The following is a 23,718-nucleotide window of genomic DNA, read 5'->3' as shown; positions in this document are numbered from 1 at the left end:
GTTTCTCCTAAATGAGGGTTGCGCCGTAGTCCACGGTCCATTTCTGGATATAGGAAATAAACTCGCCCCACAGGCCGGTAATCAGGGCAACGCCCACGAGGATCATCGCCACGCCGCCAATAATCTGAATGGTGCGCGAGTGCTTGCGGGCCCACGAGATGGTGCGCATCGCCCGGGCGGATCCCAGCGCCACCAGCAGGAACGGCAGGCCAAGGCCCAGGCAATAGCCCACGATGAGCAGGGCGCCGCGGGCGGCGGTCACGCCTTCGGTACCGGCGGAAATGGACACAATCGCCGCCAGCGTGGGTCCCAGGCACGGCGTCCAGCCCAGCGCGAACACGCCGCCCAAAAGTGGCGCGCCCAGCCACGTGGTCCAGCGCTTTGGCGCCAAGCGCGTGTCTTTCTGCAGCGCCGGAATCGCGCCCAGGAAAACCACGCCCATCAAGATGGTGACGCCGCCGCCCACGCGCATCAGCGTATCGGCGTTGAGCGTGAGCGCGGAAATCGCGCCAAAGACCGAGACCGTCGCCAGCACAAAGACCACGGTAAAGCCCAAGATGAACAGCGCTGCCGCCAGCACGACGGCCCATTGCCTGCGCTTGCCGACGCCCACCCCCAGCTTCTCGTCATAGCTCACCTCACCGCCAACCACGCTGGCGAGGTACGAGATATAGCCGGGCACCAGCGGGATGACGCAGGGGCTGGCAAAGCTGACGAGACCCGCCAGAGCCGCGGCGAGGATGCCGAGGATCAACGGGCCGGAGGTGGCAGCTTCGGCAAACTGGCCGCCGATATTTGCTGCGTAATCCATTTATTCCTTTTCTAACTTATCCACAACATCCATCACGTCATCGGTAGTGATGGACCGCAAGAAAACGGTAGCCGGACGGTGTTGTTTATCCAAGACGATCGTGGTCGGCACCACGGACGTAGGCACGCCGCCGAGCGCCGCGGCCGTCTTAAACGGCGGGTCATAGATGGAGGGGTACTCCAGCCCGTTATCGTCCAAGAAGTCATTGGATACCTGCGGGTTATAGTCGCGCACGTTGATGCCTAAGACGGTACCCAGGTCGCGTTTTTGCAGCTCTGCGTGCACTGCCTGCAGGTCATCGGCCTCAGCGCGGCACGGCGCGCACCACTGGCCCCAGGAATTCAAGACCACGACTTCACCCTCGTAGTCATCCAAGGAAATGGTCTTATTCGTATCGCGGACATCGGCGCCGCTGAAACTGCGCAGCGGTTTCCTATCGGCTTCCTCGTAGTGGATTTCCCGCTCCCCGCCCGGGGAGATGAATTCGAATTCGCCGCCGGTGGCCACCGCGTTCTGCGCGTTCTCGGCGTCCTGCGTGCAGGCGGTCAAGGTCAGGGCGGTTATAGAAAGCGCGGCTGCCACAACGCGCGTTGCCGCACGGGTGCGTGTACGTGCCATTAAATCTCCTGCGCCGGCGAGGAGTAGAAGATATCGGTGACCTGGTTATCCTCAAAAAGCAGCGAGGTTACCGAGGCCAACGCGCACTCGCGGTTCCACGGCGCATGCGGCAGGCGCTGGCCCAGCACCGTGCGCTGCACCATCACGATGGGCAGCTGGTGACTCACCAGCACGGCTTCATGCCCCTCCGCCGCGGTATGCGCGCGGTCGACCGCACCGAGCATGCGCTCGGCGATGCCCTCATACGCCTCACCCCACGACGGCTCCAGCGGGTTGACCATCTTCGGCCAGTGCCGCGGGTTCCACAGCGCCGAGCGCAAACCCTTGGTGCGCAGGCCCTCGAATTGGTTACCGGACTCGATGAGCGTCTTATCGACGTCCACATTTAGCCCCGTCACCTGCGCAATCGGCCGCGCCGTTTCCTGCGCGCGCTGCAGCGGCGAGGCCGCCAAATAGGTCACATCATGATCGCGGAAGCTTTCCGCCGTCCGCGCGGCCATGGAACGCCCGCGCGAGGATAGGTGATAGCCCGGGATGCGCCCGTACAGGATCTTGCCCGGGTTGTGTACCTCGCCATGGCGCACGAGGTGAACGATGGTGCGTGTCATGTCTCTCCTTATTGAGCAGGCCTAGTTACGCAGGCCTTATTGTGCGGGACGCGCTGCGGCCGCGGCCTTCGCGGCAGGCTTGAGGGCGGCATCGATGCGCTCGAAGTCGGCATCGCCAAGAGCATCAGAGACGAACCAGGTCTCGAACGCGCTCGGTGCCACGTAGATGCCGTTTTCAAGCAGCGCGTGGAAGAACGGGGCAAAGCGGAAGTTCTCCGCGGCCTGCATATCCGCGAAGTTGCGGCCCTCGCCCTCTGCGAAGCGAATGGAGAACATGGATGCCGCGCGCTGAATGTGGTGCGCCACGCCCTCGGCCTCCAGCGCGGAAGAAATCATCGCGCCGAGCTGGTCGGCCTTTTCTTGCAGGCGGGGGTAGAGGGATTCATCGGCAAGCTGCAGCGACTTCAGGCCCGAGGCCATCGCCACCGGGTTACCGGACAAGGTGCCCGCCTGGTAGACCGGACCATCCGGCGCCAGGTAGTCCATGACCTCGGCGCGACCGCCAAAGGCCGCAGCCGGCAGGCCACCGGAAACCACCTTGCCAAAGGTCACCAGGTCCGCCGCCACGCCATCGACGCCGTACCAGCCCTTATAGGAGGTGCGGAAGCCGGTCATAACCTCGTCGAGGATGAGCAGGGCGCCATCGGCATGCGCGATTTCCTTCAGCGCCGCGTTGAAACCCTCATTCGGAGCCACGGTGCCCATATTGCCGGCAGAGGCCTCCGCAATGATGCAGGCAATCTGCCCCTCGTTCTCCGCGAAGGCCTCGCGCACCGCATCCAGATCGTTATAAGGAACGACGATGGTGTCCTTCGCCGTCGCACCCGTCACGCCCGGCGAATCCGGCAGGCCGAACGTCGCCACGCCCGAGCCTGCCGATGCCAACAGCGCATCCACGTGCCCGTGGTAGCAACCCTCAAACTTCAGCACCTTCGCGCGGCCGGTGTAACCGCGGGCCAAACGCACCGCCGACATGGTCGCCTCCGTGCCGGAGTTAACCATGCGCACCTTATCGGCCGCAGTGCGCTTGACGATTTCCTCCGCCAGCAGCGCCTCACCCTCCGTCGGCGTGCCGAAGCTCAGCCCGCCGGTGGCAGCCTGCTGCACGGCCTCGACGATTTCCGGGTGCGCATTGCCGTGGATCATCGGGCCGTAGGAGCTCACGAGGTCGACGTACTCATTGCCGTCGACATCCCACAGGCGCGATCCCTCGCCCCGCTCAATCACGCGGGCCTGGCCGCCCACGGAGCCGAAAGCGCGCACCGGCGAGTTCACCCCGCCCGGGATGACTTTGGAGGAACGCTCGAACCACTGTTGCGACTGGGAAGTATTAGGCATGTCTGTCATTCTAGCGACTCGCGCGCCATACAAAAGTTTGACTGTGCATGTCGGTGGAATTCACAGCAACCCGCCAACGTTCCCTGAGGTTCCGTGATACGTCATAGAAAACGGCATTCACGCTGAGATGGCACACTGGGGAGGTATGAAGATCGCATTTTTAGGAACCGGACGCATGGGCACCGAGCTTGCCCGCCACCTACTCTCTGAGCACGAGCTGACGGTGTGGAACCGCACCGCCGAGCGCGCGCAACCCCTCGTGGACGAGGGCGCGGCGCGCGCCGATACCCCCGCCGCGGCCATCGAGGGCGCCGAGGTCATCATCACCTCCCTCTTCGGCCCCGACCAGATCCGCGAGGTGATCATCGAGCCGCAGCTTATCCCCGAGGGCATTACCTGGATCGACACTACGACGGTCTCGCCTGACGATGCCCGCGAGTTCGCCGCCGCCGTCGACTCCTACGTCCACTCCCCCGTCGTGGGCTCGCTGGGCCCGGCGCGCGAGGGCAACCTGGGCGTTTATGTTGGCACGCCCGACGATGACCGCCGCGAGGTCGCCCTCGGCCTTGCCGAGGCCTGGGCCGGCGAAGAGAAGCTGATTGGGGTGGAAACGGCGGCGACGGCGGCCATCGGCAAGCTGCTGGCCAACCTTGCCCTAGCCGTGACCGCCGAAGGCCTGCTCGAGGCCCTGCAGCTCGGCGAGTCCGAGGGTCTCGATTCCGAGGTAATCCTGCAGATGCTCGACATCACTGGCCTGTCGTTCATGTCCAATATGAAAGGCCCGTTCATCACCGGCGAGCGCAATACCGACCCCGGCGATTTCACCGTCGACGCCCTGGCCAAGGACGCCAAGCTCATGGAGAAGACCTCCGATAAGCCCCTGCCCGCCGTGTCCGCCGCCATCGAGCGCTTCGCCGAGATGCAGGACATGGGCCACGGAAACCAGGACTTCTCATCCATCTTCGTTTTCCGCAATAAGGGCTAGTTATTCACATGTCGCGTCAACGAACCGCGGCTTTTTAGCGCCTTTGGGCCGAATTATCCACAGGCTGCGCCCGCGCGCCGCGCTTTAGTTGCGCTATCACCTTAAGCTGCGGGGCATGACAGCACTTCAGGCATACCTCGCGGCCCTGGCGCCCGGCATCGACATCGTCGCCGGGTGCGCAGGCATGTCCGCCCGCGAGCTGCGCGCGGCCGGTGCGCCGAATCGGACGGCGCGCACGCTGCTCACGCTTGCCGATGCCTTCTTCTCCCCCACCTCCTTTTCCCGGCAACAACGCCGCGCCGTGGCCGCCGCCCGCGAACGCGCCCACGCGCTGCCAACGCTCGAGGTCATCGAGCGCTACGCCACGCGCGCCAAGACCAAGCGCCAGGCGTGGCAGCTGAGGGTGGAGCTCTGCCGCACCGCCGCGGATACCGATGAGATGGAAAAGCTCGCGCGCAAGAAGCTGCGTGAGATTAATCCGCCCACCCCGCCGCGCCCCGGCGTCCGCATTCGCCGCCGCAAGGATGCGCCGTGGACGCTCGCGATTACTGGGCCCTCCGCCCTCATCGCTGACTTGGAGTCCAACCTGGACGAAGATGCGCCCTTAGACTCCGTCGCGGGCCTTTTCTCCGGCTCCGCCGCCCCGCGCCCCACGGTGACGACCAATGCGATCATCACGCTCGACGAGCTCGACCGCATCATCGATGGTGACGGCGAAGAAATCACCATCCAGCTCACCAACGGGGCGCGGCTGACCGGCGCCGAATTGGTCGCGCGCACCCTTTCCGAGCGCGGCCTTATCACCCTCGTGCATCCCTTCGAGGGCGCGGTGAACCTCTACCGCACCGAGCGCATGGCCAACGAGAAGCAGCGGCTCATGGCCGCCGCTGAAAACCCCGTCTGCCCGTGGCCGCGGTGCAACTATCCCGCGGATAAGTGCCAAATCCACCACCTCGAAGCCTGGCAGCACGGCGGCGATACCAATATGGCCAACCTCGCGGCCTGCTGCCCGTACCACAACGGCGTCAACGACGATGACCCGAATGCCCCACCTCGCCGCGGTCGCCTCACCCGCAGGCGCGGGCGGGTGGTGTGGCAACCGCCCTGGGCCGATGCCGTGCCCGATGCCGTGCCCGGCCCCAGCGCCGGAACCTAGTATTCGCACCTAGCGCCCAGGTCCCGCCGCCATTCTTGGGAGAGGGACAGGTCCTCGCACATGCCAATTATCTGCGCGCATGTCAGGTTTCCGCACGCGCGGAATCGGCCGCAAACGCCTGTTCAGGCAGCAGTAACCCTGCTGCCTGTTTAGGCATGCCTAAAACCGTCGCGCTCCAGCTCCGGACCGCGACACGGTTCAGGCGCGGGACCGCCGGCGATTCTTAACTACCGGCAGCGCCAGCCACCAACTTCGCTAGGTGCGACCGGCACCAGTTGCAGCCGGCGCTAGTTGCAGCCGAGGCCAGCTTCTGATGCTCGATGCGGGTCCCAGCCGCCCAGCCACGCGAGCTAGCTGCCAGCGATGCGGGCGGCGGCAGCGCGCGCATCCGCGATGACCGCAGGCACGCCCACGCCGCCGGCCCAGGCACCCGTGACGTCGACGCCTGGGGACTGGGATAAGGCATCGCGCACGGCGGCCACGGTGTCGAGGTGGGTGGAATCAAAGCGGGGCAGGCCGCCGAACCAGCGCTGTGTGAAGATTTCGGCAACGCCAGCCGCGCGGCCGTCGAAGCCGGTCAGGTGCTGCAGGTCATCGAGGGCGTAGTCCACGAGGTCGTCTTCCTCGGCGCGGACGATGGCGTCGTCGCCGAACCGGCCGAACGAGGCGCGCACCAACGCTCCGCCGCGCTCTGCCAGGTGGGGCCACTTGCGCGATGACAACGTAAACGCCTTTGCATGCACGTCATCTTGGTCGGTGGCGACGAGGATGCCGGAGTTTTGCGGCAGCGCGGTGCCGGAGGGATCGGTGTCGGATTCGAATTTGAGGCCCACGACTGCCGATGCCGCCAGCTTCACCCCCTTCAACCGCGTCGCCGCATCCGGAGCCACCTTGGGCAGCAGACGCGCGGCGGTCGGTGCTGGTGTAGCTACCAGCACGCGGTCGAAGGGCGCGGTATCGCCCGGCGCGCCGGTCAGGTGGAACTTATCGCCATTGCGCGTGATGCCAGAAATGAACGTGTCAACGAAAATCTTCGCGTCGGATTTTTCCGCCAGGGTCTCGTAAACCTCGGCGTAGCCACCGCGGAAGGTCTGGAAAACGGGCCCGGAACCGCTGGGGTTATCCGCACGGGCTTCCTCAAGGGAGCGCACGGCCGCAGAAAGGGTGACGGGGTGGGAGGCGGCGAGGGAATCGAGGGCATCGGCAAGCGTGGGGATGGTGGCGCGCAGGCCCAGGTCATCGGCGGTGCATGAGTACACCCCGCCCAGCAGCGCGGAAACCACGCGGTCCACCAGGTCGCCGCCGTATTGTTGACGCACCAACTCACCGACCGAAACGTCGCCGCCCACGGTCCACTCGAAGGGCTGCTCGTTATCGATGCGCCGCGCCGTCTCCTCCGAAACCAGGTGCGCGACCGGCGCGGAATGCGACGGAATGCCCATCACCCCGCCCTGCGGCAGGGCCTTGAGCTCCCCGCTGTAAACCAGCGAGCGCAAACCTGACGGGTCAACTAAACTGCCGGCAAGGCCGAGGGAGTGGAAGAACTCCACCGCATCGCGCCGCCGGGCGAGGAAGGCCTCGGCGCCCATGTCGGTGGGGCCGTCATTAAACGGCACGGAATACAGCTTGCCGCCAATGCGCCCGGCGGCCTCGAAAACCTCGACGTCGTGATCACGCAGTTCGTAGGCGGCGGTAAGGCCGGCGAGGCCGGCACCGATGATGGCAATACGCATTTAGCCCTCCTCGTGAATGATGGATACGGCGCGGGTGATGGCCTCCGCGTCGGTGGTGGGCAGCACCCCGTGCCCAAGGTTCCAGATGTGGGTGTCGATATCGCCGCGCTGCTGGGCGCGCTCCACCTCGCCGCGGATGGTGCGCACGGCCTGGCGCACGGCATCGTCGCCGGCAAAAAGCAGCGCCGGGTCGAGGTTGCCCTGCAGCACACGCGAGTTCACGCGCTGGGCGGCGGCGTCCATGGCCACGCGGTAGTCCACGCCCATGACCTCGGAGCCGGCTTCGGACATCGCCTGTAGCAGCTCCCCGGTGCCCACGCCGAAGTGGATGCGCGGAATATCGACGCTGGCGAGGATTTCCTGCGAATATGGCAGCACGAACTCGCGGTAGTCACGCTCGTTGAGGTAGCCGGCCCAGGAATCGAAAAGCTGCATGGCGTCGATGCCGGCATCGACCTGCACCCGCAGGAAATTAATGATGGTGGGCACGAGCCGGCGCATGAGCATGTGCCACGTCTCGGGCTCGGCGTGCATGAGCGCCTTGGTGCGCTCGTGGTTCTTGGACGGCCCGCCCTCAATGAGGTAGCTGGCCAGGGTAAATGGCGCGCCGACGAACCCGATGAGCGCTTGGGTCTCGGTAAGCTCGCCGAGGATGCCCGCAATGCCTTGGGCGACTTCGGGCACGTCGGTATCAAGGATAGGCAGCTTGCCGATGTCCCCCTTCTCCCTCACCGCCTTCTCCATCACCGGCCCGCGGCCGGGCACGATGTCGACGTTGACGCCGGCGGCCTTGAGCGGGACGACGATATCGGAGAAGAGGATGGCCGCGTCCACGTCGTGGCGGCGCACCGGTTGCAGGGTGATTTCTGCGAGGAGTTCCGGCATGAAGCAAGAGTCCAGCATGCTGATGCCCTCGCGGGCGGCGCGGTACTCCGGCAGGGAGCGACCAGCTTGACGCATCAACCACACTGGCGGGCGGGAGGGGGTGCGGCCGAGGGCGGCATCGATAATGGGGGCGCGGTTAAGTCGAGACATACCCCTCATTATGAATCAAAAGTTGGAGCAGGGGCTAATTTGCCGCGCACGTCAGTCGCGCCCGTGGAGGCTGCGGTGGGCGATAAACCGGTTGGACTGGGGCCGGAAGAGCAGAACCACCGCGATTAGCAGCGTCACGGCGATAATCAGCAGGCCAAGCCCGCCAATGCCAAGCGCTAGGGCCGCGATATTGAAGAAGAGGGCAATCGCAATGACGACGGAGATAATACGGCGCGCCCACTTCGATCCGTTGGCGAGTTGCGCGGAAAAGAGCGCCAGAAGGATCGCGCCGATGATATTAAATACCGAGACGAATAGGCGGTTCGACCGCACGTACTCGGCGATGCGCGAATCCGAAGGCTCCATCTGCTCGCCGCCTCCGCCGAAGATGCCGACCATGCCGCTGACCAGCATGATGACGGCTGCAACAACGAGAACCCAATACGCCCACTGGAGCGGGCGCGGCCACACGGACAAGTCTTGATCCTGGGTGGTGTGCTGCACAGGGCGGTTATAGTCACGGGGCCCCGGGCGATGATTCTTATCCGCAGAACCGCCGTTCCGATCATCATCGCGCCGGCCGTGGCCGGGGAACATGCTGGTCATCGGTTGGCCTTGTGGTCATCGCCCCTGTTTTGGGAGCCGGAATTCCGCGGAGGCTGATTGCGACCGACTTTATCTTTGGGGTCCTTTTGCTTGGCGTCCTTCTCTTGGGCGTCTTTCTCCTTGGCCTCCTGCTTTTCGCGCTTCTCGCGCTCTTTATCCCGGCGCGCCTGTTCGAGTTCCTTTTCCAGCTCGCGCATTTGCTCCAGCTCGCCGGTGTAGTCGAGGGTCTCGGGCTTTATGGAGAAAATAAGACCTAATACGGCGGCGACGCCGACCAGGATTTGCACCATGCCGTCGGAGGCGAAGAGCCAGTCGGGGACGTCGGCACCCGCGGGCGTGACCATGAAGGTCAGCAGGATGCGGAAGCCAAAGTAAATGGAAAAGGCGAACCAGATGCGGCGCGAGGTGCCCGCGCGTTTTGATGGCCCCGCCAGCGACTTCAGCAAAAACAGCAGCAGCACCAGCACGCCGACGGCAATGGCAGCCGACAGCGCCACCGATCCATAGGCGGCCATTTCGATAAAGGAATCCGATACTTCCTCGCCGTCTTCGCCACCCGAGGTGCTTTCGACCATTTGCTTGGCCTGCGCCATGAGCACATCGTGGTTGAGCAGGGTCAGCACCACGTTGAGGATCTGGTGAACTGTCTCGCCGACGACGACGCCCAGCCATAGCCACAGCATGTAGACCACGGTCTCGGGGCGCTTGGAACCGCCCTTCGCGTCCTTGCCGCCCTGCCGGCCGCCGCCAGTTTGATTCGGACTCGGCTTCCCCTGCTGGCCGCGCGGTTTGCCGGGCTCCGGCTTGGGCCGCGATTCTCGTTGAGGCTCACGCTGCTTATCGCGCTGCGGCCCCGGGGTTCCGGGTTGTTGCCCCTGCTGGCCACGCGGATCCCCGGGCTGTGCCCCTGGAGCGCCCGGTTGCGGCTCCTGTTGACCGTGCTGTGGTCGCGGGTCGCCTGGCTGTGGGCCTGGGTTGCCCGGCTGTGGCTCCTTCTTGCCTAGCAGATCTCCAGGCTGCGCCCCCGGGTCACCCGGTTGTGGGCTCGGGGTGCCGGGGTGCGGCTCCTGCTGGCCGCGCGGGTCGCCCGGCTGCTGCGGCCCCAGGTCTCCCGGCTGCTGCGGCGAAGGCGGCGAAGCGGGCGGCGGCGTCGGACGAGAAGAAGGCTGTGTCACAAAAATCCTTTACTTGAGCAGGCGTGCGGCTTCGGTGGCGAAGTACGTCAGGATCTGGTCGGCACCGGCACGCTTGAAGGCGGTAAGAGACTCGAGCATGATGGCCTCGCCATCGACCCAGCCGTTGGCGGCGCCGGCCTTGATCATCGCGTACTCGCCAGAGACTTGGTACACGGCGACGGGTACCGAGGAAGTCTCCGCGATTGCGGACAAGACATCCAAATACGGCAAGCCCGGCTTGACCATGACGAAGTCGGCGCCCTCCTCGATATCGAGCTCGGCCTCCAGCAGGGATTCGCGGAAGTTGCGCGGGTCTTGCTGGTAGGTGCGGCGGTCTCCCTCAAGGGAGGAACCGACGGCCTCGCGGAACGGTCCGAAGAAGGCGGAGGCGTACTTCGCGGAGTAGGCCATGATGGAGACGTCGTCGCGCCCGGCCTCATCGAGATCGGCGCGGATGGCGGCAACCTGGCCGTCCATCATGCCAGACGGCGAAATGATCTGAGCGCCGGCTTCGGCCTGGGAGCGGGCCATCTTTTGGTAGAGCTGGACGGATTCATCGTTAAGCACGCGGCCCTGGTCATCGAGGACACCGCAGTGCCCGTGCGAGGTGAACTCGTCGAGGCAGGTATCGGCCATGATGATGAGGTCATCGCCAAATTCCTCGCGCAGGGCGGCGATGCCGCGGTTCAAAATGCCGTCGGGATTCCAGGCCACGGAGCCGGTGGCGTCCTTGTCCTTGTCCAGCGGCACGCCGAACAGATCCACGCAGGTAACCCCGGCCTCGAGGGCCTCCTCGGTCGCGCGGCGCAGCGAGTCAAAAGTGTGCTGGTACACGCCGGGCATGGAAGAAATCTCATTCGGCTCATCGAGGCCGTCTGCGATAAACATCGGCAGAATTAAGTCCGATGGACGCAGCGTGGTTTCGGCGACGAGGTTGCGCATCTGCGGCGTGGAGCGCAGGCGACGGGGGCGGCGGGCAGGAAATGAGCTCATTGGGTACTCCTTAGAGCGAGACTAAAAACTTACGCCTTCTCGACCTTAGTAGTCTTCTTGCGAGCGCGACGCTTCTTGCGGGGCGCGGGCAGGTTACCGGCGGCGCGGAGGGCGGCGACGTGGCTGGCGAGGGCATCGACAAGCGCGGGCACGTCCGCAACATCCGGCACGACATCAACGCGCAGGCCCAGCTCTTCTGCTGCTGCGCTTGCCGATGGCCCGATGCACGCAATGATCGTCCGTTGGTGCGGCTTGCCGGCGATGCCCACCAGGTTGCGCACGGTGGAACCGGAGGTAAAGGCCACGGCGTCGAAGCCGCCGGTCTTGATCATGTCGCGGATTTCTGCCGAGGGCGGGGCGGCGCGCACGGTGCGGTAGGCCACGACGTCGTCGACGTCCCACTGGAGGGCTTGGAGGCCATCGACAAGCGTATCGGCGGCGATATCGGTGCGCGGCAGGAGAACGCGGCTGACGGCGTCGATGTCCTCGACGTAATTGGGAAAAACCTCGAGCAGCCCTTCGGCGTTTTGCTTCTTCTTGTGCGGCAAAAGCTCCGGCACCATGCCCTTGGCGCGGATGGCATCGGCGGTCTTGGTGCCCACGGCGGCAAGATGCACGCCGGCAAAATCGCGCGCATCCAGGCCGAGCTGGGAAATCTTATCCCACACGGCGGTCACGGCGTTGACGGAGGTAAAGACGATCCACTTGTAGCGGCCCTCGACGATGCCCTTGATGGCGCGGTCCATCTGCGCCGGGTTGCGCGGCGGCTCGATGGAAATCGTCGGCACGTTCTGCGGGATGGCGCCGTAGCCGGCCAGGCGCGCGGACATGGGCCCGGCCTGTTCCTTGGTGCGCGGAACTAGCACGCGCCAACCGTAGAGCGGGCGGTTTTCCCACCACGAGTATTTGGTGCGGTCATCGATGCTGCGGCCGAGCGTCACCACCAGCGGGCCGGACAGGTCCGCGTCCAGCTTGGGGATGGTCCCCAGCGTCGTCTCGTACGTGCGCTGCAGACGCGTGGTGCCGTGGACGGTCACAAATGCCTCGGTTTCCGCCGGCATGCCGCGCTGCTGCAGCTCGGTGGAAATCTCCGCCAAGTCTTCCTTGGTGGCCTGCAAGACGATGGGCTGGGTGGCATTGGCGAGCGCGTCCCAGTCGGCGCCATCGGTGACATCGGCCTCTGTGTACGTCGAGCCCAAGGCTAGCCCGGCAAAAGACGGCACGGTTGAGGGCAGGGACATGCCCGGCACGACCTGGAACTCCAGGCCGGCGGAAGCCACGGCGTTGATCTCGGCCTTGATGGATTCGCGGTTGAGCGGGTTGCCGGTCACGAGGCGGATGACATCCTCGCCATCGGCCTCGGCAAGGCACTCGCGCAGCTGGCTCACGATGTCCTCGCCCGGTGCATAGATAACCGCGGCGGTCGGCGCCGGCGGGCGGGGCGGCTTGCGGCGCGCGCCCTTGGCCTTGGCATCGGCGCACATCTGCGCGTATTCCTCTTCCGCGGCGTCGAGCAGCTCTTGCGGGACGGGCAGCGCGGTGGCGACGGCATCGCGCACGCCCTGCATGACCTGCGGATCGGCCACGGCGATAGCGTTATTGGCCAGAACTTCGCGGGCGCGGACGGTCAGCAGGTCTGGGTTTCCCGGACCAGCGCCCACGAAGACGATCTTGCCCAACTGGGTGTCTGACACAGCATTGCTCATAAAGTTCTTTTCTAGATCTGGGCCCGCGGCACCGCACACGGACATGATCGCCTGCAGTGTTTCTCCCCGCGCCGTCGGTGGGTATCAAGGTCATAACGGCCAAAATCCCAGGCGCGACGTCCTGGGATGCCCTTAAAGGGGGCCGGGTATCATTGCAAAAAATGATCTATGGTATCTACACCTTAAATTATTAGCGCTTAAAGTAGAAATTACTGACCTAGCAGGTCGGCCGCGCCTTGGGCGAAAAGCTCATCAGAGACCCGCGTGCCCAACTCCGCCGCTTCCGCTGCGTCCATCGCAGCGCCGGAGGCGGTGGCGGTCAATTGGCGGGAACCATCCAGCGCAAAGACGCCGCCGCGCACCGTGAGTTGATCGCCGTTCCAGCGGGACGTAGCGGCCACGGGCGCGGTACAGCCCGCCTCGAGGCGGGCGAGAACGGCGCGCTCGGCAAGGGCGGCGGAGGTGGCTTGATAATCAACAATGGCGTCTAATGCCGCGGCCGCCTCGGTGCCGGCGGCGGCCTCGATGGCCAGTGCACCCTGGGCTGGGGCAGGCATGAATAATTCTGGATCGAAGATATCGCTCGCCCGATCCTCGTAGCCGCCGCGCAGCAGGCCGGCATAGGCCAGCACCACGGCATCAAGCTCGCCGTCGGTCACCTTGGACATGCGGGTATCGATATTGCCGCGCAGCGGGCGGATCTCCAGGTCCGGGCGCAAGGCGGCCAGCTGGGAGATGCGGCGCGGCGCCGAGGTTCCTACCCGCGCGCCCTCTGGCAGTTGCATCAAGGTCATCCCATCGCGGGCAACCAGCACCTCGCGGCTGTCCTGGCGCTGCGGGATGACCAGGCGGAAGCGGTCATCCTCGGCCGTGGGCAGGTCCTTGAAGGAATGCACGGCGATATCGCATTCGCCGCGGTACAGCGCCTCACGCAGCGCCTGGGTGAATACGCCCACGCCGATGCGCTCGACCGGGGCCATATTGGTATCGCCGGCGGTGGTGACGATGTGGAGTTCGGAATCGAATCCGGCATCGATAAGCCAATCGCGGACGTGTCCTGCCTGGGTGGTGGCGAGCTTGGAGCCACGGGTACCAATCTGGAACATTTACGCCTCCTTATTCAGCGTGGGCAATTCATTGACGGCCACGGCAACGCCGGAGCCTTCCAGCTGCAGGCCAAAGAGTTCCTGCAGGGCATTTTCGCTGCTAAAACTGCTATCCGATGCCGCCAGCTTCTTCGCCCGCACCGTCGGTTCATGCAGCAGCTTGTCGGCGACGCGCTTGAGGGCGCCTTGGACATCGGCAAGCTGCTTGCCCTCTAGCTCCGGGTGCTTTTGCTGCAGGCGAGCCGCCTCGCACTCCACGAGGTCCGCCGCGCGGCGGTGCAGGGCGCTGACAGCCGGCGCCACATCGCGCACGCGCTGGGCGGAGGTATAGGCGGCGAGCTCCTCATCCACGATGGCGCGGGCCTGCTCGTGCGGGTCCGTGCCAGCCGCAACATCGGTGGCGGCCGCAGACAGGGACTTGCTCAGGCGCTCGATATTCACCAAATCCACGTCATCGATTTTCGTTGCCGCGTCATCGATATCGCGTGGGAGGGAGAGGTCAATGAACATCAGCGGGTGCGCGGGCGGGATGTCGGCCGCGGTAATGGTAAAGCCCTCGGCGCCGGTGGCGGAGATGGCGAGGTCGACATCGGCAAGCGCGGTGGCGCGGTCCTGAAAGTCCACCACGCGGGTGCGCACGCCGGCCTCCTCAGCGTGGCCGGCGAGGCGCTCGGCGCGCTCGCGGGTGCGGTTGGCAATCACCAGCTCGCCGATGCCCAGCCGGCCCGCGTGGGTGGCCGCAAGCGAGGCCATCGCCCCGGCGCCGAGCACGAGCGCGGACTTGCCCTGCAGATCCTCCGCATTCAGGCGCTGCAGCGCCTGGTCAAAGGCGAAAGTCACCATTGAGACGCCGGCCTTATCGATCTCCGTCTCCGAGTGCACGCGCTTGCCGGCACGCAGCGCGGACTGCGCCAAGGCGTGGATGCGCGGGCCAACCGTGCCCTGCTCGGAGGCGGACTGGTAGGCAGAACGCACCTGACCGATGATCTGTTGCTCGCCCACCACCATCGAATCCAGGCCGGAGGTAACGGACATGAGGTGTTCCGCGGCGGCATCGGCATAGCGCACGTAAAGGTAATTGCGCAGCTCTTCCTCATCGACGTGGGAGACTTCCTGCAGCACCCGGATGACGTCCTGCACGCCGGTGTGGAAGGAATTGGTCACCGTATAGACCTCGAGGCGGTTACACGTGGAAATGATCATCGCCTCAGTAAGGGACTCGGTGTCAACCAACCGCCCGCAAGCGGAATGCTGCACCACATCGTCCATACTCAATTTTTCCAGCAACGCCACGGGTGCCGATTGGTGGGACATTCCCACAACGAGCACGCTCATGCTCCACACTCCTCAACCTTTTGATTGACCGCAATGGTTCCAAAGACTACCCCGCGTGGGCGCGGAACCCGAATCGTCAGCGCAGCTCCGCAGCCAACTCTTCGTTATCGACTTCCCAGCAGGCGAATTCTTCTCCGTCTATCACTACAACGGGAACGCGGTCACCGAATTCCATCTCGAGCTCGCGGCTATCTTCCACGTTGCGCACTTCCAGCTGGGCACCGGCCTCCTGGATAACGGGGGTAATCTGCTCTTTTACCCGTTTACAGGAACCGCAGGTGGGGCGCACCATGAGCTCAACTAGATGCTGGGACATAGGGGCGGGATTCTCCTCATAAGGACGCAGACGGGGGAAACGTTTACTATGGACATGTTAGTCCACCCCGCGTTTGCGAAAGCTGTTTATTCCACTCGTGTCCGCTTTACCTCCCCCCGGATTCCCCGAATCTCCCCGCGACTTTTTGGCCAATTGGACGGCCTCGCGCGGCAATCTGCGCAACTTTTTAGAAAACCAGGCGCTGGCCCCCTTGGGCGAGGAAGAACAGCGCGCCGCAGGTGAGGCGGCCGCTGCCGCCGCCTTAGAGGAATTCGGGCTCGAGCTCGAGGACTTCGCCTCCGGCATAGCCTCCGTCTCCGGTTCTTATGACGCCGCAGGCTCCCAGCGCATCACGGCCCAGGATCCGGACGTCCCCGTCGACGTGGGCGCCGCCGCCTTTTTCGACGTGGACAATACCCTCGTTCAGGGTTCCTCCTTGGTGGAATTCGGATTTGGGCTCGCCCGCCGACGCTACATCCGCATCTCTGAGATACTCCCGGTTGCCTGGAAGCAGCTTAAATTCCGCCTTTCTGGCGCAGAGAATGCAAAGGACGTCGCCGCCGGCCGCGCGCAGGCATTGGAGTTTGTCAAAGGCCGCAGCGTGGACGAGCTTATCGATCTCTGCGAGGAAATCGTCGAAGCCTCCCTCGCCCGCCGCGCGTACCCCGGCACCACGCAGCTCGCTGAGATGCATCTGGCCGCCGGCCAACAGGTGTGGCTGGTCACCGCTACCCCAGTCCAGCTCGCCCAGGTCTTGGCGCGTCGCTTTGGCTTTACCGGCGCCCTCGGCACCGTCGCGGAGGTAGAAGACGGCAAGTTCACCGGCCGCTTGGTTGGCGATATCCTCCACGGCCCAGGTAAGAAGCACGCCGTGGCCGCCCTCGCTACCATCGAGGGCCTCGATTTGGACCGGTGCACCGCCTACTCCGACTCCGCCAATGACATGCCCATGCTCACCATGGTGGGCACCCCCGTGGCCATCAACCCGGACCGCAAGCTGCGCAACATTGCAGAGAAGCGCGGCTGGATCGTCCGCGACTATCGCTCCATCCGCCGCGCCATCCGCACCTACGGCCTCCCAGCGCTTGTCACTGCGGCCTTTTCCTATGGCGGCTGGCGCTATTTCCGGAAGTAGCAGCGTACGCGGCGAAGCACTCTCAGCGTAGAAGCAGCTTCGGCACTAAAACCAGAAATCCTCCGCCGCCGCGCTAAGGCACGGTGCGGAGGATTCGTGGGCTGTTGGGTTTACTTGCCCAACTTGCGACGCTGCACGCGGGTGCGGCGCAGCATCTTGCGGTGCTTCTTCTTGGACATGCGCTTGCGGCGCTTCTTGATGACAGAACCCATAACAGGCGTCCTCACTTTCTTTTAGTACGTACTGTGAACCTGCCGGCGCCTGAAACGGCAAAGGTGCACTCTTTGCCACCTTGGCCGCACATATGCGGGCCATCACGGCGTGCCGACACGAATGCGATCTATCTTACCTAGTCCCCAGCGCGTCTCCAAAAGTGGCCCCGGCGGCGACCCGCGGAAACGGCGCGCAGCATATCGCTGCGCGCCGCAAAAGGGTGAAACGCGCTGCACAAGGGTGATGTGCGGTAATCGGACGACACACGGGAAACGAGACAGCGCCCACCACCGCTGACCAAGATTGGCCAACAGAAGTGGGCGCTGCCTTAAAGGCGCGAGCACCTACGCTCCGTAAACGGATGCCTCGAGGTACTCGTTAACGGCAGACTCGTGAACGCGGAAAGAGCGTCCGACGCGCACGGCCGGCATTTCGCCTGCGTGAACCAAACGGTAGACAGTCATCTTGGAGACGCGCATGATTTCGGCGACCTCCGCGATCGTCAGAAAGGTTCCTTTTTCTTCATTTGCCATAATTATCTAACCCTTCAGCTCGTTACGCGCTGTAGGCTTCCCCTCCCACAGGACTTCACGCACGTGCTTGTCCCAGCCTATCGTGAAACATGTGACTAATGCGACCCAAGTGCCAAATTTTTTCACAGCAGTTGTTCAGCTCACCGCCAAAAGCGCTGCGTAACAACCACCCCATGGCTCCCGTATGGCCCCTGAGTGGTGAGAGGTACCTACACCCCCACCACGGGGAACTGGCCGCATTAGGCGGGCTGCTAGCCCAGCTCCTTGGCCTTATCGGAGCAGGCTTGGGCGGCGCGGTAGAACGCACCACGCAGGCCGGACTCCTCCAGCTCGCGCACGGCCGCGGCGGTGGTGCCGCCTGGCGAGGTCACACCCGCGCGCAGCTGCGTTGCCGAGCGGCCGGAGTTGGCCAACATATCGCCGGAGCCGGCAGCTGCTTGGGCGGCGAGCTTTTCGGCGATATCGCGGGGAAGGCCGAGCTGCACGCCGGCATCGACAAGCGCCTCTGCCACAAGGAAGAAGTAGGCCGGCGAGGAACCAGCCAGGGCTGTCGCGGCGTCGATGTTCTTCTCCGGAATGACCGCGACCTCACCCACGGCCTCGAGCAGCTCCGTCACGCCCTGCATCTGGGCCTCAGTGACGTGCTCGCCGGCGGCGCAGGTGCACATGCCGCGGCGCACCAACATCGGCGTATTGGGCATAACGCGCACAACCGGCACGCCGTCGCCCGCAGCAGCCTGCAGGGCCTCCAGCGTCAGCCCTGCGGCCATAGAGACCACCACGGCGTCCTTAGCCGGGTTAATCTCGCCCAGCAGGTCCAGGATGGCATAAGGCTTGACGGAGGCGAAGATATAATCCGCGCCGTCCACCGCCTCAGCGTTATCCGTCGTGACGTTGACGCCATAGTTGCTCTTGAGCTCTTCACCGCGAGAGGCCGTGCGGTTGGTCACCGTGATATCGGAAGCATTGAAGCCCGATTCCACAAGACCCGAGGTCAAAGCCTCACCGATTTGTCCTCCACCTAAAATTGCAATCTTTGTCATAGTCTCCACAATGCCAAAAATAACGCCACCCGGCTACCTCCACGAAGGAAGCAGCCGGGTGGTTCTCAGCAATTCGCTGGTTTAGAGCATGACCAAAAGCAGTGGTCCGAACGTCAATATGAGGCCGGTAATGCCTGCAAGGAACATGGAGAACCCATCGCGGGCCGTGCGCAGCGCATGCGTAACGCCAGCCATAATTGCGGTCACGCCGAGTGCCAAGATAGATACGACGACGCGCGGGAAGTTATCCCAGAGCACTTCAAAGCCCTTGAAGATGACGATGGCCAAGACGATGCCCACGACCACCATGATGAGGATGGACATGGGGTTGAGCTTCTCGTGCTCTTCGGTGACTTCCTCGTCCCGCACCTGAGACAGCTCGCCGGTATCGTCAGACTTCTTCGCAGCCGCCGCAGGCTTCTGCTCAGGCGCGGCAGCCTTGCCCTTGGTTCCAGCGTCCTTGGTGTCTGCTGCGGTCTTCGCGCCAGCCTTCGCTCCCGTTACGGTCGCTGCAGCAGCGCCTGCCCCGGCAGCGCCAGCTGCGCCCGCCTTCTCCTTGGCTTCCTTGGCACCGGATTCAGCGGCATCAGCGGCGTCCTTGCGCTTGTCCTGCGAGGACTGCGACTTACCGATGCGCTGCATTACCGCCGTGTCATCCGCGGATGGCTGATGGGACTTCTTGTCGGCGTCCTTAGCGCCCGCCTTGTCCTCCGGACCCGACTGCGCAGGCTTCTTTGCCTCCTGTGCGTTTGTCTTCTGCGCTGGGGCAGGCTTGGCCGTCGGCTTCGAGCCAGACCCCGCCGCAGGCTTGGGAGAGGCGGTCGGCTCACTCGGCTTCCCGTTCTTCTTCGGCGCAGGGGACGCGGTTGGGGTACCAGCGGAAGGCTTCTCGGCAGCCGGCTTAGGAGAGGAGGATTGGGACTGAGATTGCTTGCTTTGCGCAGGCTTGCCGATGCCCTCCTGCCCCGCGGACGGCTTGCCTGCAGCGGACTTGGCGCCAGCAGGCTTAGCACCGGCAGGCTTGGACCCAGCTGGCTTGGAGCCAGTCGGCTGCGCCGCGGAGTTGTTCGCCGCGGTCTTTTTCTCAGCGGCGTTTTTCTCAGCGGACTGTTCGTCCTTGGACTTCGGCGCGCGGATGACAGGGGCGTCATCGTCGATGGATACGTTGGTGTGCTTCGCCTCAGGCGGGGTGGACTTTACCTTCTTCAGGCTGCCGGTGAGCTCGGCAACGGATACGCCGCCCTCATCGAGGCTCCGCCGACGACGGCGAGAGGTCTTCTCGTCTTTATCCGTGCGGTCCTTCTTATTGCGAGCCAGCAGCTCGGCCACGGTCAACTGTTTTTCGTCAGCCATGATCTCTTCCTATTCCAATCCCTTGTCGGTCCGGCGCAAAATAACACCTTCGCGCAGCGCCCATGGGCAGATTTCCAACTTCTCGATTCCAAGAGCTCGCATGCTTGCCTCGGCAACCAAAGCGCCGGCGACGATTTGGTGCGATCGGTTCGAACTTACACCCTCAAGGTCCGCTCTGTCTGCTGCAGTCATGCGCGTGATGAATGAAATCAACTGGCGCAGGCCCGGTGCGGTCAAGGTGCGCTTGACGTATGGCCCCGCAGACGATGGCGCCGCACCGGTAAGCCGCGAGAGGGTGCGGAAGGTTTTCGAGGTGCCCACGGCCAGGCCAGCCGGGCCCATTGCCTTCATCTGCGTGACGGCATCTTCAAGCTCCGCATCGATGAAATCGCGCAGCGCACTGACCTTCTTTTTCTCCGGCGGATCGGTATCGAACCAGTTGTGGGTCAGCCGGCCTGCGCCCAGATCGAGCGAGAAAGCCAGGTCAGGGTGTTCATCGGTACCGGTGGATAGCTCTAGGGAGCCACCGCCGATGTCCAAGTTGGTGATGCGTCCGGCGGACCAGCCGTACCAGCGGCGGGCAGCGAGGAAAGTAAGCTGTGCTTCCTCCACGCCCGAGAGGATCTGCAGGCGCACGCCGGTCTGCTTTTCCACCTCATCGAGTACCTCTTCAGAGTTAGGGGCAGAGCGGACCGCGGAGGTCGCGAAGGCGATGAATTCGGAGCACCCGAGTTTGTCACCCAGCTCACTTGCCTCACCCACGGCGGAAACGAGCTTTTTCAGGCCCTTTTCGTGGATGTTTCCCTTCTTATCCAGCTGTTCTACCAGCCGGAGTGGGGTCTTCCAATCGCTCATCGGAGTAGGCCGTCCCCCCGTTGCGGCATCGACCGCAACGAGGTGGACGGTATTACTTCCGACGTCTAATACACCTAATCGCACACCCATAGCGTAGTAGGTCTACCGTGGTTAGGTGTGAATCGCCCAAAATCTGACACCGTTTACCTAGGTTTTCCCGCGAGCTCGCCAGCGGCGGCATCGATTAAAGCCGGGCACGAAGAGGCCCCAGATTTTCCGCGGGAGTGGTTCGAATTTACCAACCCAAACGACCCTTACCACGTCTTTTCCATCGATCTCACGTGGGTGGAATCGCACTACAGCTGCCAATTTGGCACGTCGGCGTGCCGGGGCATCGATAAGAGCCAGCCCGATGTGGGCTGCTGCGTGCACGGTGCATATATGGCCGATGAACAAGACCGCGACCAGCTTTACGATGCCGTCTCCCGCATGCCCGCGCGCTATTGGCAGCTGCGCCCAGCGGGGGTAGATGAGTTCCTGGCGCAAGAAAACACCGATGAGCTAGAGCCCTGGTTGGAATGGGACGAGCTCGATGGCGAGGACGGCGAACCGGAACCGGCGCTGAAAACGCCCATCGTGGATGGCGCCTGCATCTTTGCCAACCGCGCCGGCTGGGAAACGGGCACGGGCTGCGCTCTGCACCAATGGGCAGTAGATAGCGGCGAGGAGCTGACCGTGGTCAAGCCGGAGGTGTGCTGGCAGCTGCCGCTGTGGCGCTACGAGGATTATGAAGAACGCCCCGATGGGCAGGAAATTTTGCGCACCACCATCGGCGAATATGACCGCCGCGGCTGGGGCAATGGCGGCGAAGACTTTGATTGGTACTGCTCTACCGATGGCGCCTGCCACGCCAATCCGCTGCCGATGTGGCAATCGCACGAGGACGAGCTCGTCGCGCTCATGGGGCGCGAAAGCTACGATATTTTGGCCCAACAATGCCGTGCCCGCGCAGAAGCCGCCGAGCACGGCGTGCAGCTTACCCAGCACCCGGCCAGCATCAAGGCCGGCTGGTACTAGAGCGCTAGCCGGCGCTAGAGTTCGAATTTATAGCCCAGTCCGCGCACCGTTACCAAGTGCTTCGGGCGGGAAGGGTGCTCCTCAATCTTGGTGCGCAGGCGCTTGATGTGCACGTCGAGCGTTTTGGTATCGCCCACGTAATCCGCACCCCAGATGCGGTCAATGAGCTGGCCGCGGGTCAGCACGCGCCCAGCGTTGCGCAGGAGGTATTCCAGCAGGTCAAACTCCTTGAGTGGCATGGCCACCGGCTCGTCCGCCACGGTGACGATGTGGCGCTCCACATCCATCTTCACGCGGCCGCCGGATAGGATCTGCTGGTCTTCTACCTCGGCGTCCTCCGCGGCGTCCGCGTGGGAGGACTGATCGTTGCCGCGGCGCAGCACGGCGCGGATGCGGGCGATGAGCTCGCGGGAGGAATACGGTTTGGTGACGTAATCGTCCGCGCCCAGCTCTAGGCCCACGACCTTATCGATTTCCGCATCGCGCGCGGTGACCATAATGACCGGTACGGAGGAGGTGGCACGTAGCTGCTTGCACACGTCGGTGCCGGACATACCGGGCAGCATGAGGTCAAGTAGCACGATGTCGATGTCATTGTCGGCGAATTTCTCCAGCGCGGAGGGGCCATCGAGGGCGATAATCGGCTCGAAGCCTTCCTTGCGGAGTAAGAATGCCAGCGGATCGGCCAGCGACTCTTCATCTTCCACGATGAGAATGGTGGTCATTGTGCTTTATCCTTTCGACGTGCTGCAACGCGTGCTACCGCACGCTGGAGCCCAGGAGCCGCCGCATCGACGGAATCCTTGTCTTCATTATCCTGCAAGTCAGCCTCGTGCGCTGGCTTCTCTTCCTTATATATGGGCAACTCGATGGTAAAAGTAGAGCCCGTGCCAGGCCGCGACCACAGCTTGATATTGCCCCCGTGGTTGGCCACCACGTGTTTGACAATTGCTAATCCTAGGCCAGTGCCTCCAGTCTGCCGCGACCGGGCTTGGTCAACGCGGAAAAAGCGCTCGAAGACGCGCTTTTGATGCTCCGGCGGGATGCCGATGCCCCGGTCCGTCACCCGGATCAGCACGACATCATCCCCCACTACCTTCTGTGAGACGGAGACCGGCAATTCCTCTGGCGAATAATTGATCGCGTTGGAAATAAGATTGGACAGCGCGGTTACCAAGAGGGACCGGTCGCCCATGACCTGCACGCCTACGGACGGCCCTTGAGTCAACCTGATGGAGCGCGCGTCTGCGGCAAGCTGATTGCGCGAAATCGCCTCATCAATCAAATCGTCTACGTAGAGCGGTTCCATCTCCGGCAGCGCCTCGGCGCCCTGCAGCTTGGACAGGGAAATCAGCTCGCTGACCATATCCGCCATGCGGTTGGCCTCTTTTTGCACCTTGGTACCGAAGTACTTCACGTGCTCCGGATCCTCGGGGTCTTGCAGTAGGGCCTCTGCCAGCAGCGCGATGCCACCCACCGGGGTTTTCAGCTCGTGGGAGACGTTGGCTACGAAGTCACGGCGCGCGGATTCCATGCGCACGTTTTCGCTCTCATCAGTGCCGTAGATGATGATGAAGCGGCCATCGTTCAGCGTCAGCGGCTTGATAACGGCCCTCACCTGCGTGACGCGGTGCCCGGTGCGGCGCTTAGGGATGGCCAAGTCCACGGTGCGGGTTTCCTTATCCTCGAAGACCTGCTCCGCGGTCTTCCAGATTTCCGGATTGACGGCGCGATCGTGGACCACAGACATCTCGTGCGCCGCGGGGTTGGACAGGATGATTTCCTGGTTCCTATCGAGCACCGTCAGCGCCGTGGGCGAGCCCTGGACCGCGAGGTGGAGGCCTTGGCTCACGGTGGTGACCTGGTTTGCCTGGGCATCGCTCGCGCGCTGGCGGCGTGCCATGCGCTCGCGCACCCGGGAAATCAATGGCAGCGCCACCGCGCAGGCAACCACGCCCGCGAGAAAGACAAAAATTAATTCCACGTCATTAAGCCTAACCATTAGAAAGTCCCCAGGGAGCACCTCCCCGGGGACTTATATGCAGTAG

At 63.8% G+C, this 23,718-nt stretch carries 24 protein-coding genes; 4 read left to right on the top strand and 20 right to left on the bottom strand.

The annotated features are described in order from the left end of the window. Positions 1 to 7: 7 nt before the first annotated feature. The 4 genes from QP908_RS08500 to hemL are packed head-to-tail and all read right to left on the bottom strand — an operon-like array spanning position 8 to position 3,384. On the bottom strand, positions 8 to 811 hold the full coding sequence (locus tag QP908_RS08500; RefSeq protein ID WP_239268810.1) for a cytochrome c biogenesis CcdA family protein: 804 nt from the start codon (positions 809 to 811) through the stop codon (positions 8 to 10). Next, positions 812 to 1,429, bottom strand: coding sequence for a TlpA disulfide reductase family protein (locus QP908_RS08495; RefSeq protein ID WP_239268812.1), 618 nt, complete (start codon positions 1,427 to 1,429; stop codon positions 812 to 814). It abuts the gene before it with no gap. Continuing rightward, positions 1,429 to 2,037 carry a histidine phosphatase family protein gene (locus tag QP908_RS08490; RefSeq protein WP_239268816.1) on the bottom strand — a complete coding sequence of 203 codons (609 nt, stop codon included), beginning with the start codon at positions 2,035 to 2,037 and terminating at the stop codon, positions 1,429 to 1,431. Before QP908_RS08490 ends, QP908_RS08495 begins: the two co-directional genes overlap by 1 nt. Positions 2,038 to 2,073: 36 nt before the next feature. Continuing rightward, on the bottom strand, positions 2,074 to 3,384 hold the full coding sequence (gene hemL / locus QP908_RS08485) for a glutamate-1-semialdehyde 2,1-aminomutase (protein WP_239268818.1): 1,311 nt from the start codon (positions 3,382 to 3,384) through the stop codon (positions 2,074 to 2,076). A gap of 136 nt (positions 3,385 to 3,520) precedes the next feature. On the opposite strand from hemL, the gene QP908_RS08480 reads away from it, so the two are divergent. Both QP908_RS08480 and QP908_RS08475 read left to right on the top strand, forming a co-directional pair. After that, complete coding sequence (locus QP908_RS08480) at positions 3,521 to 4,360, top strand: NAD(P)-dependent oxidoreductase (protein ID WP_284772085.1); 840 nt, start codon at positions 3,521 to 3,523, stop codon at positions 4,358 to 4,360. Between the two features lie 115 nt (positions 4,361 to 4,475). After that, positions 4,476 to 5,516: an HNH endonuclease signature motif containing protein gene (locus QP908_RS08475; protein WP_284772084.1), complete on the top strand. Its 1,041-nt coding sequence runs from the start codon at positions 4,476 to 4,478 to the stop codon at positions 5,514 to 5,516. A gap of 350 nt (positions 5,517 to 5,866) precedes the next feature. On the opposite strand, the gene QP908_RS08470 is transcribed toward QP908_RS08475, so the two are convergent. The 9 genes from QP908_RS08470 to QP908_RS08430 all read right to left on the bottom strand — a co-directional run bounded on the left by QP908_RS08470 (position 5,867) and on the right by QP908_RS08430 (position 15,521). Continuing rightward, a complete protein-coding gene (locus QP908_RS08470) occupies positions 5,867 to 7,249 on the bottom strand; it encodes a protoporphyrinogen oxidase (RefSeq protein ID WP_284772083.1) in 1,383 nt (460 codons plus the stop codon). Then, positions 7,250 to 8,284, bottom strand: a complete 1,035-nt coding sequence (hemE, locus tag QP908_RS08465; protein ID WP_284772082.1) for a uroporphyrinogen decarboxylase — start codon at positions 8,282 to 8,284, stop codon at positions 7,250 to 7,252. 51 nt (positions 8,285 to 8,335) lie between these two features. After that, positions 8,336 to 8,890, bottom strand: coding sequence for a tellurium resistance protein TerC (locus QP908_RS08460; protein WP_284772081.1), 555 nt, complete (start codon positions 8,888 to 8,890; stop codon positions 8,336 to 8,338). After that, a complete protein-coding gene (locus QP908_RS08455; RefSeq protein WP_284772080.1) occupies positions 8,887 to 10,065 on the bottom strand; it encodes a hypothetical protein in 1,179 nt (392 codons plus the stop codon). The genes QP908_RS08460 and QP908_RS08455 overlap by 4 nt, the downstream gene beginning before the upstream one ends. Positions 10,066 to 10,074: 9 nt before the next feature. Next, on the bottom strand, positions 10,075 to 11,058 hold the full coding sequence (gene hemB / locus QP908_RS08450; protein ID WP_284772079.1) for a porphobilinogen synthase: 984 nt from the start codon (positions 11,056 to 11,058) through the stop codon (positions 10,075 to 10,077). Positions 11,059 to 11,087: 29 nt separating this feature from the next. Next, complete coding sequence (locus QP908_RS08445; RefSeq protein WP_284772078.1) at positions 11,088 to 12,809, bottom strand: bifunctional uroporphyrinogen-III C-methyltransferase/uroporphyrinogen-III synthase; 1,722 nt, start codon at positions 12,807 to 12,809, stop codon at positions 11,088 to 11,090. A gap of 164 nt (positions 12,810 to 12,973) precedes the next feature. Then, positions 12,974 to 13,870, bottom strand: a complete 897-nt coding sequence (gene hemC / locus QP908_RS08440) for a hydroxymethylbilane synthase (protein ID WP_284772077.1) — start codon at positions 13,868 to 13,870, stop codon at positions 12,974 to 12,976. Continuing rightward, entirely contained in the window at positions 13,871 to 15,205 is a 1,335-nt protein-coding gene (locus QP908_RS08435; RefSeq protein ID WP_284772076.1) for a glutamyl-tRNA reductase, read from the bottom strand. It abuts the gene before it with no gap. A 76-nt stretch (positions 15,206 to 15,281) separates the two neighbouring features. After that, a complete protein-coding gene (locus QP908_RS08430) occupies positions 15,282 to 15,521 on the bottom strand; it encodes a glutaredoxin family protein (RefSeq protein ID WP_239268840.1) in 240 nt (79 codons plus the stop codon). A 97-nt stretch (positions 15,522 to 15,618) separates the two neighbouring features. On the opposite strand from QP908_RS08430, the gene QP908_RS08425 reads away from it, so the two are divergent. Beyond that, a complete protein-coding gene (locus QP908_RS08425) occupies positions 15,619 to 16,656 on the top strand; it encodes an HAD family hydrolase (protein ID WP_284772075.1) in 1,038 nt (345 codons plus the stop codon). A 110-nt stretch (positions 16,657 to 16,766) separates the two neighbouring features. Here QP908_RS08425 and QP908_RS08420 read toward each other — a convergent pair whose 3' ends face one another. From QP908_RS08420 to QP908_RS08400, 5 genes are all read right to left on the bottom strand, one after another. Further along, entirely contained in the window at positions 16,767 to 16,868 is a 102-nt protein-coding gene (locus QP908_RS08420) for a 30S ribosomal protein bS22 (RefSeq protein ID WP_003855542.1), read from the bottom strand. Between the two features lie 345 nt (positions 16,869 to 17,213). Next, on the bottom strand, positions 17,214 to 17,402 hold the full coding sequence (locus tag QP908_RS08415; RefSeq protein ID WP_005276651.1) for a helix-turn-helix domain-containing protein: 189 nt from the start codon (positions 17,400 to 17,402) through the stop codon (positions 17,214 to 17,216). 251 nt (positions 17,403 to 17,653) lie between these two features. Continuing rightward, positions 17,654 to 18,445 (bottom strand): pyrroline-5-carboxylate reductase, encoded by a 792-nt coding sequence (gene proC / locus QP908_RS08410; protein WP_239268844.1) that lies wholly within the window; start codon positions 18,443 to 18,445, stop codon positions 17,654 to 17,656. Positions 18,446 to 18,526: 81 nt separating this feature from the next. Beyond that, a complete protein-coding gene (locus QP908_RS08405; RefSeq protein ID WP_284772074.1) occupies positions 18,527 to 19,798 on the bottom strand; it encodes an Rv0497 family membrane protein in 1,272 nt (423 codons plus the stop codon). A gap of 9 nt (positions 19,799 to 19,807) precedes the next feature. After that, complete coding sequence (locus tag QP908_RS08400; protein WP_284772073.1) at positions 19,808 to 20,737, bottom strand: Ppx/GppA family phosphatase; 930 nt, start codon at positions 20,735 to 20,737, stop codon at positions 19,808 to 19,810. Between the two features lie 33 nt (positions 20,738 to 20,770). Here QP908_RS08400 and QP908_RS08395 point away from each other — a divergent pair, with 33 nt between their 5' ends. Continuing rightward, on the top strand, positions 20,771 to 21,670 hold the full coding sequence (locus QP908_RS08395) for a DUF3109 family protein (RefSeq protein ID WP_284772072.1): 900 nt from the start codon (positions 20,771 to 20,773) through the stop codon (positions 21,668 to 21,670). Between the two features lie 14 nt (positions 21,671 to 21,684). On the opposite strand, the gene QP908_RS08390 is transcribed toward QP908_RS08395, so the two are convergent. Both QP908_RS08390 and QP908_RS08385 read right to left on the bottom strand, forming a co-directional pair. Next, positions 21,685 to 22,395, bottom strand: coding sequence for a response regulator transcription factor (locus QP908_RS08390; protein ID WP_284772071.1), 711 nt, complete (start codon positions 22,393 to 22,395; stop codon positions 21,685 to 21,687). Further along, a complete protein-coding gene (locus tag QP908_RS08385) occupies positions 22,392 to 23,672 on the bottom strand; it encodes a sensor histidine kinase (protein ID WP_284772070.1) in 1,281 nt (426 codons plus the stop codon). Before QP908_RS08385 ends, QP908_RS08390 begins: the two co-directional genes overlap by 4 nt. Positions 23,673 to 23,718: the final 46 nt, after the last annotated feature.

Source organism: Corynebacterium sp. MSK204 (assembly GCF_030229885.1).
GTDB lineage: Bacteria > Actinomycetota > Actinomycetes > Mycobacteriales > Mycobacteriaceae > Corynebacterium.
The sequence above is the reverse complement of the archived record's forward strand: the minus strand, read 5'-3'. Positions and strand labels throughout refer to the sequence as shown.

Coding starts and splice junctions, on each gene's coding strand:
- QP908_RS08500 (WP_239268810.1), bottom strand. CDS start 811: ATGGATTACGCAGCAAATATCGGCGGCCAGTTTGCCGAAGCTGCCACC.
- QP908_RS08495 (WP_239268812.1), bottom strand. CDS start 1,429: ATGGCACGTACACGCACCCGTGCGGCAACGCGCGTTGTGGCAGCCGCG.
- QP908_RS08490 (WP_239268816.1), bottom strand. CDS start 2,037: ATGACACGCACCATCGTTCACCTCGTGCGCCATGGCGAGGTACACAAC.
- hemL (WP_239268818.1), bottom strand. CDS start 3,384: ATGACAGACATGCCTAATACTTCCCAGTCGCAACAGTGGTTCGAGCGT.
- QP908_RS08480 (WP_284772085.1), top strand. CDS start 3,521: ATGAAGATCGCATTTTTAGGAACCGGACGCATGGGCACCGAGCTTGCC.
- QP908_RS08475 (WP_284772084.1), top strand. CDS start 4,476: ATGACAGCACTTCAGGCATACCTCGCGGCCCTGGCGCCCGGCATCGAC.
- QP908_RS08470 (WP_284772083.1), bottom strand. CDS start 7,249: ATGCGTATTGCCATCATCGGTGCCGGCCTCGCCGGCCTTACCGCCGCC.
- hemE (WP_284772082.1), bottom strand. CDS start 8,284: ATGTCTCGACTTAACCGCGCCCCCATTATCGATGCCGCCCTCGGCCGC.
- QP908_RS08460 (WP_284772081.1), bottom strand. CDS start 8,890: ATGACCAGCATGTTCCCCGGCCACGGCCGGCGCGATGATGATCGGAAC.
- hemB (WP_284772079.1), bottom strand. CDS start 11,058: ATGAGCTCATTTCCTGCCCGCCGCCCCCGTCGCCTGCGCTCCACGCCG.
- QP908_RS08445 (WP_284772078.1), bottom strand. CDS start 12,809: ATGTCCGTGTGCGGTGCCGCGGGCCCAGATCTAGAAAAGAACTTTATG.
- hemC (WP_284772077.1), bottom strand. CDS start 13,870: ATGTTCCAGATTGGTACCCGTGGCTCCAAGCTCGCCACCACCCAGGCA.
- QP908_RS08435 (WP_284772076.1), bottom strand. CDS start 15,205: ATGAGCGTGCTCGTTGTGGGAATGTCCCACCAATCGGCACCCGTGGCG.
- QP908_RS08430 (WP_239268840.1), bottom strand. CDS start 15,521: ATGTCCCAGCATCTAGTTGAGCTCATGGTGCGCCCCACCTGCGGTTCC.
- QP908_RS08420 (WP_003855542.1), bottom strand. CDS start 16,868: ATGGGTTCTGTCATCAAGAAGCGCCGCAAGCGCATGTCCAAGAAGAAG.
- QP908_RS08415 (WP_005276651.1), bottom strand. CDS start 17,402: ATGGCAAATGAAGAAAAAGGAACCTTTCTGACGATCGCGGAGGTCGCC.
- proC (WP_239268844.1), bottom strand. CDS start 18,445: ATGACAAAGATTGCAATTTTAGGTGGAGGACAAATCGGTGAGGCTTTG.
- QP908_RS08405 (WP_284772074.1), bottom strand. CDS start 19,798: ATGGCTGACGAAAAACAGTTGACCGTGGCCGAGCTGCTGGCTCGCAAT.
- QP908_RS08390 (WP_284772071.1), bottom strand. CDS start 22,395: ATGACCACCATTCTCATCGTGGAAGATGAAGAGTCGCTGGCCGATCCG.
- QP908_RS08385 (WP_284772070.1), bottom strand. CDS start 23,672: ATGGTTAGGCTTAATGACGTGGAATTAATTTTTGTCTTTCTCGCGGGC.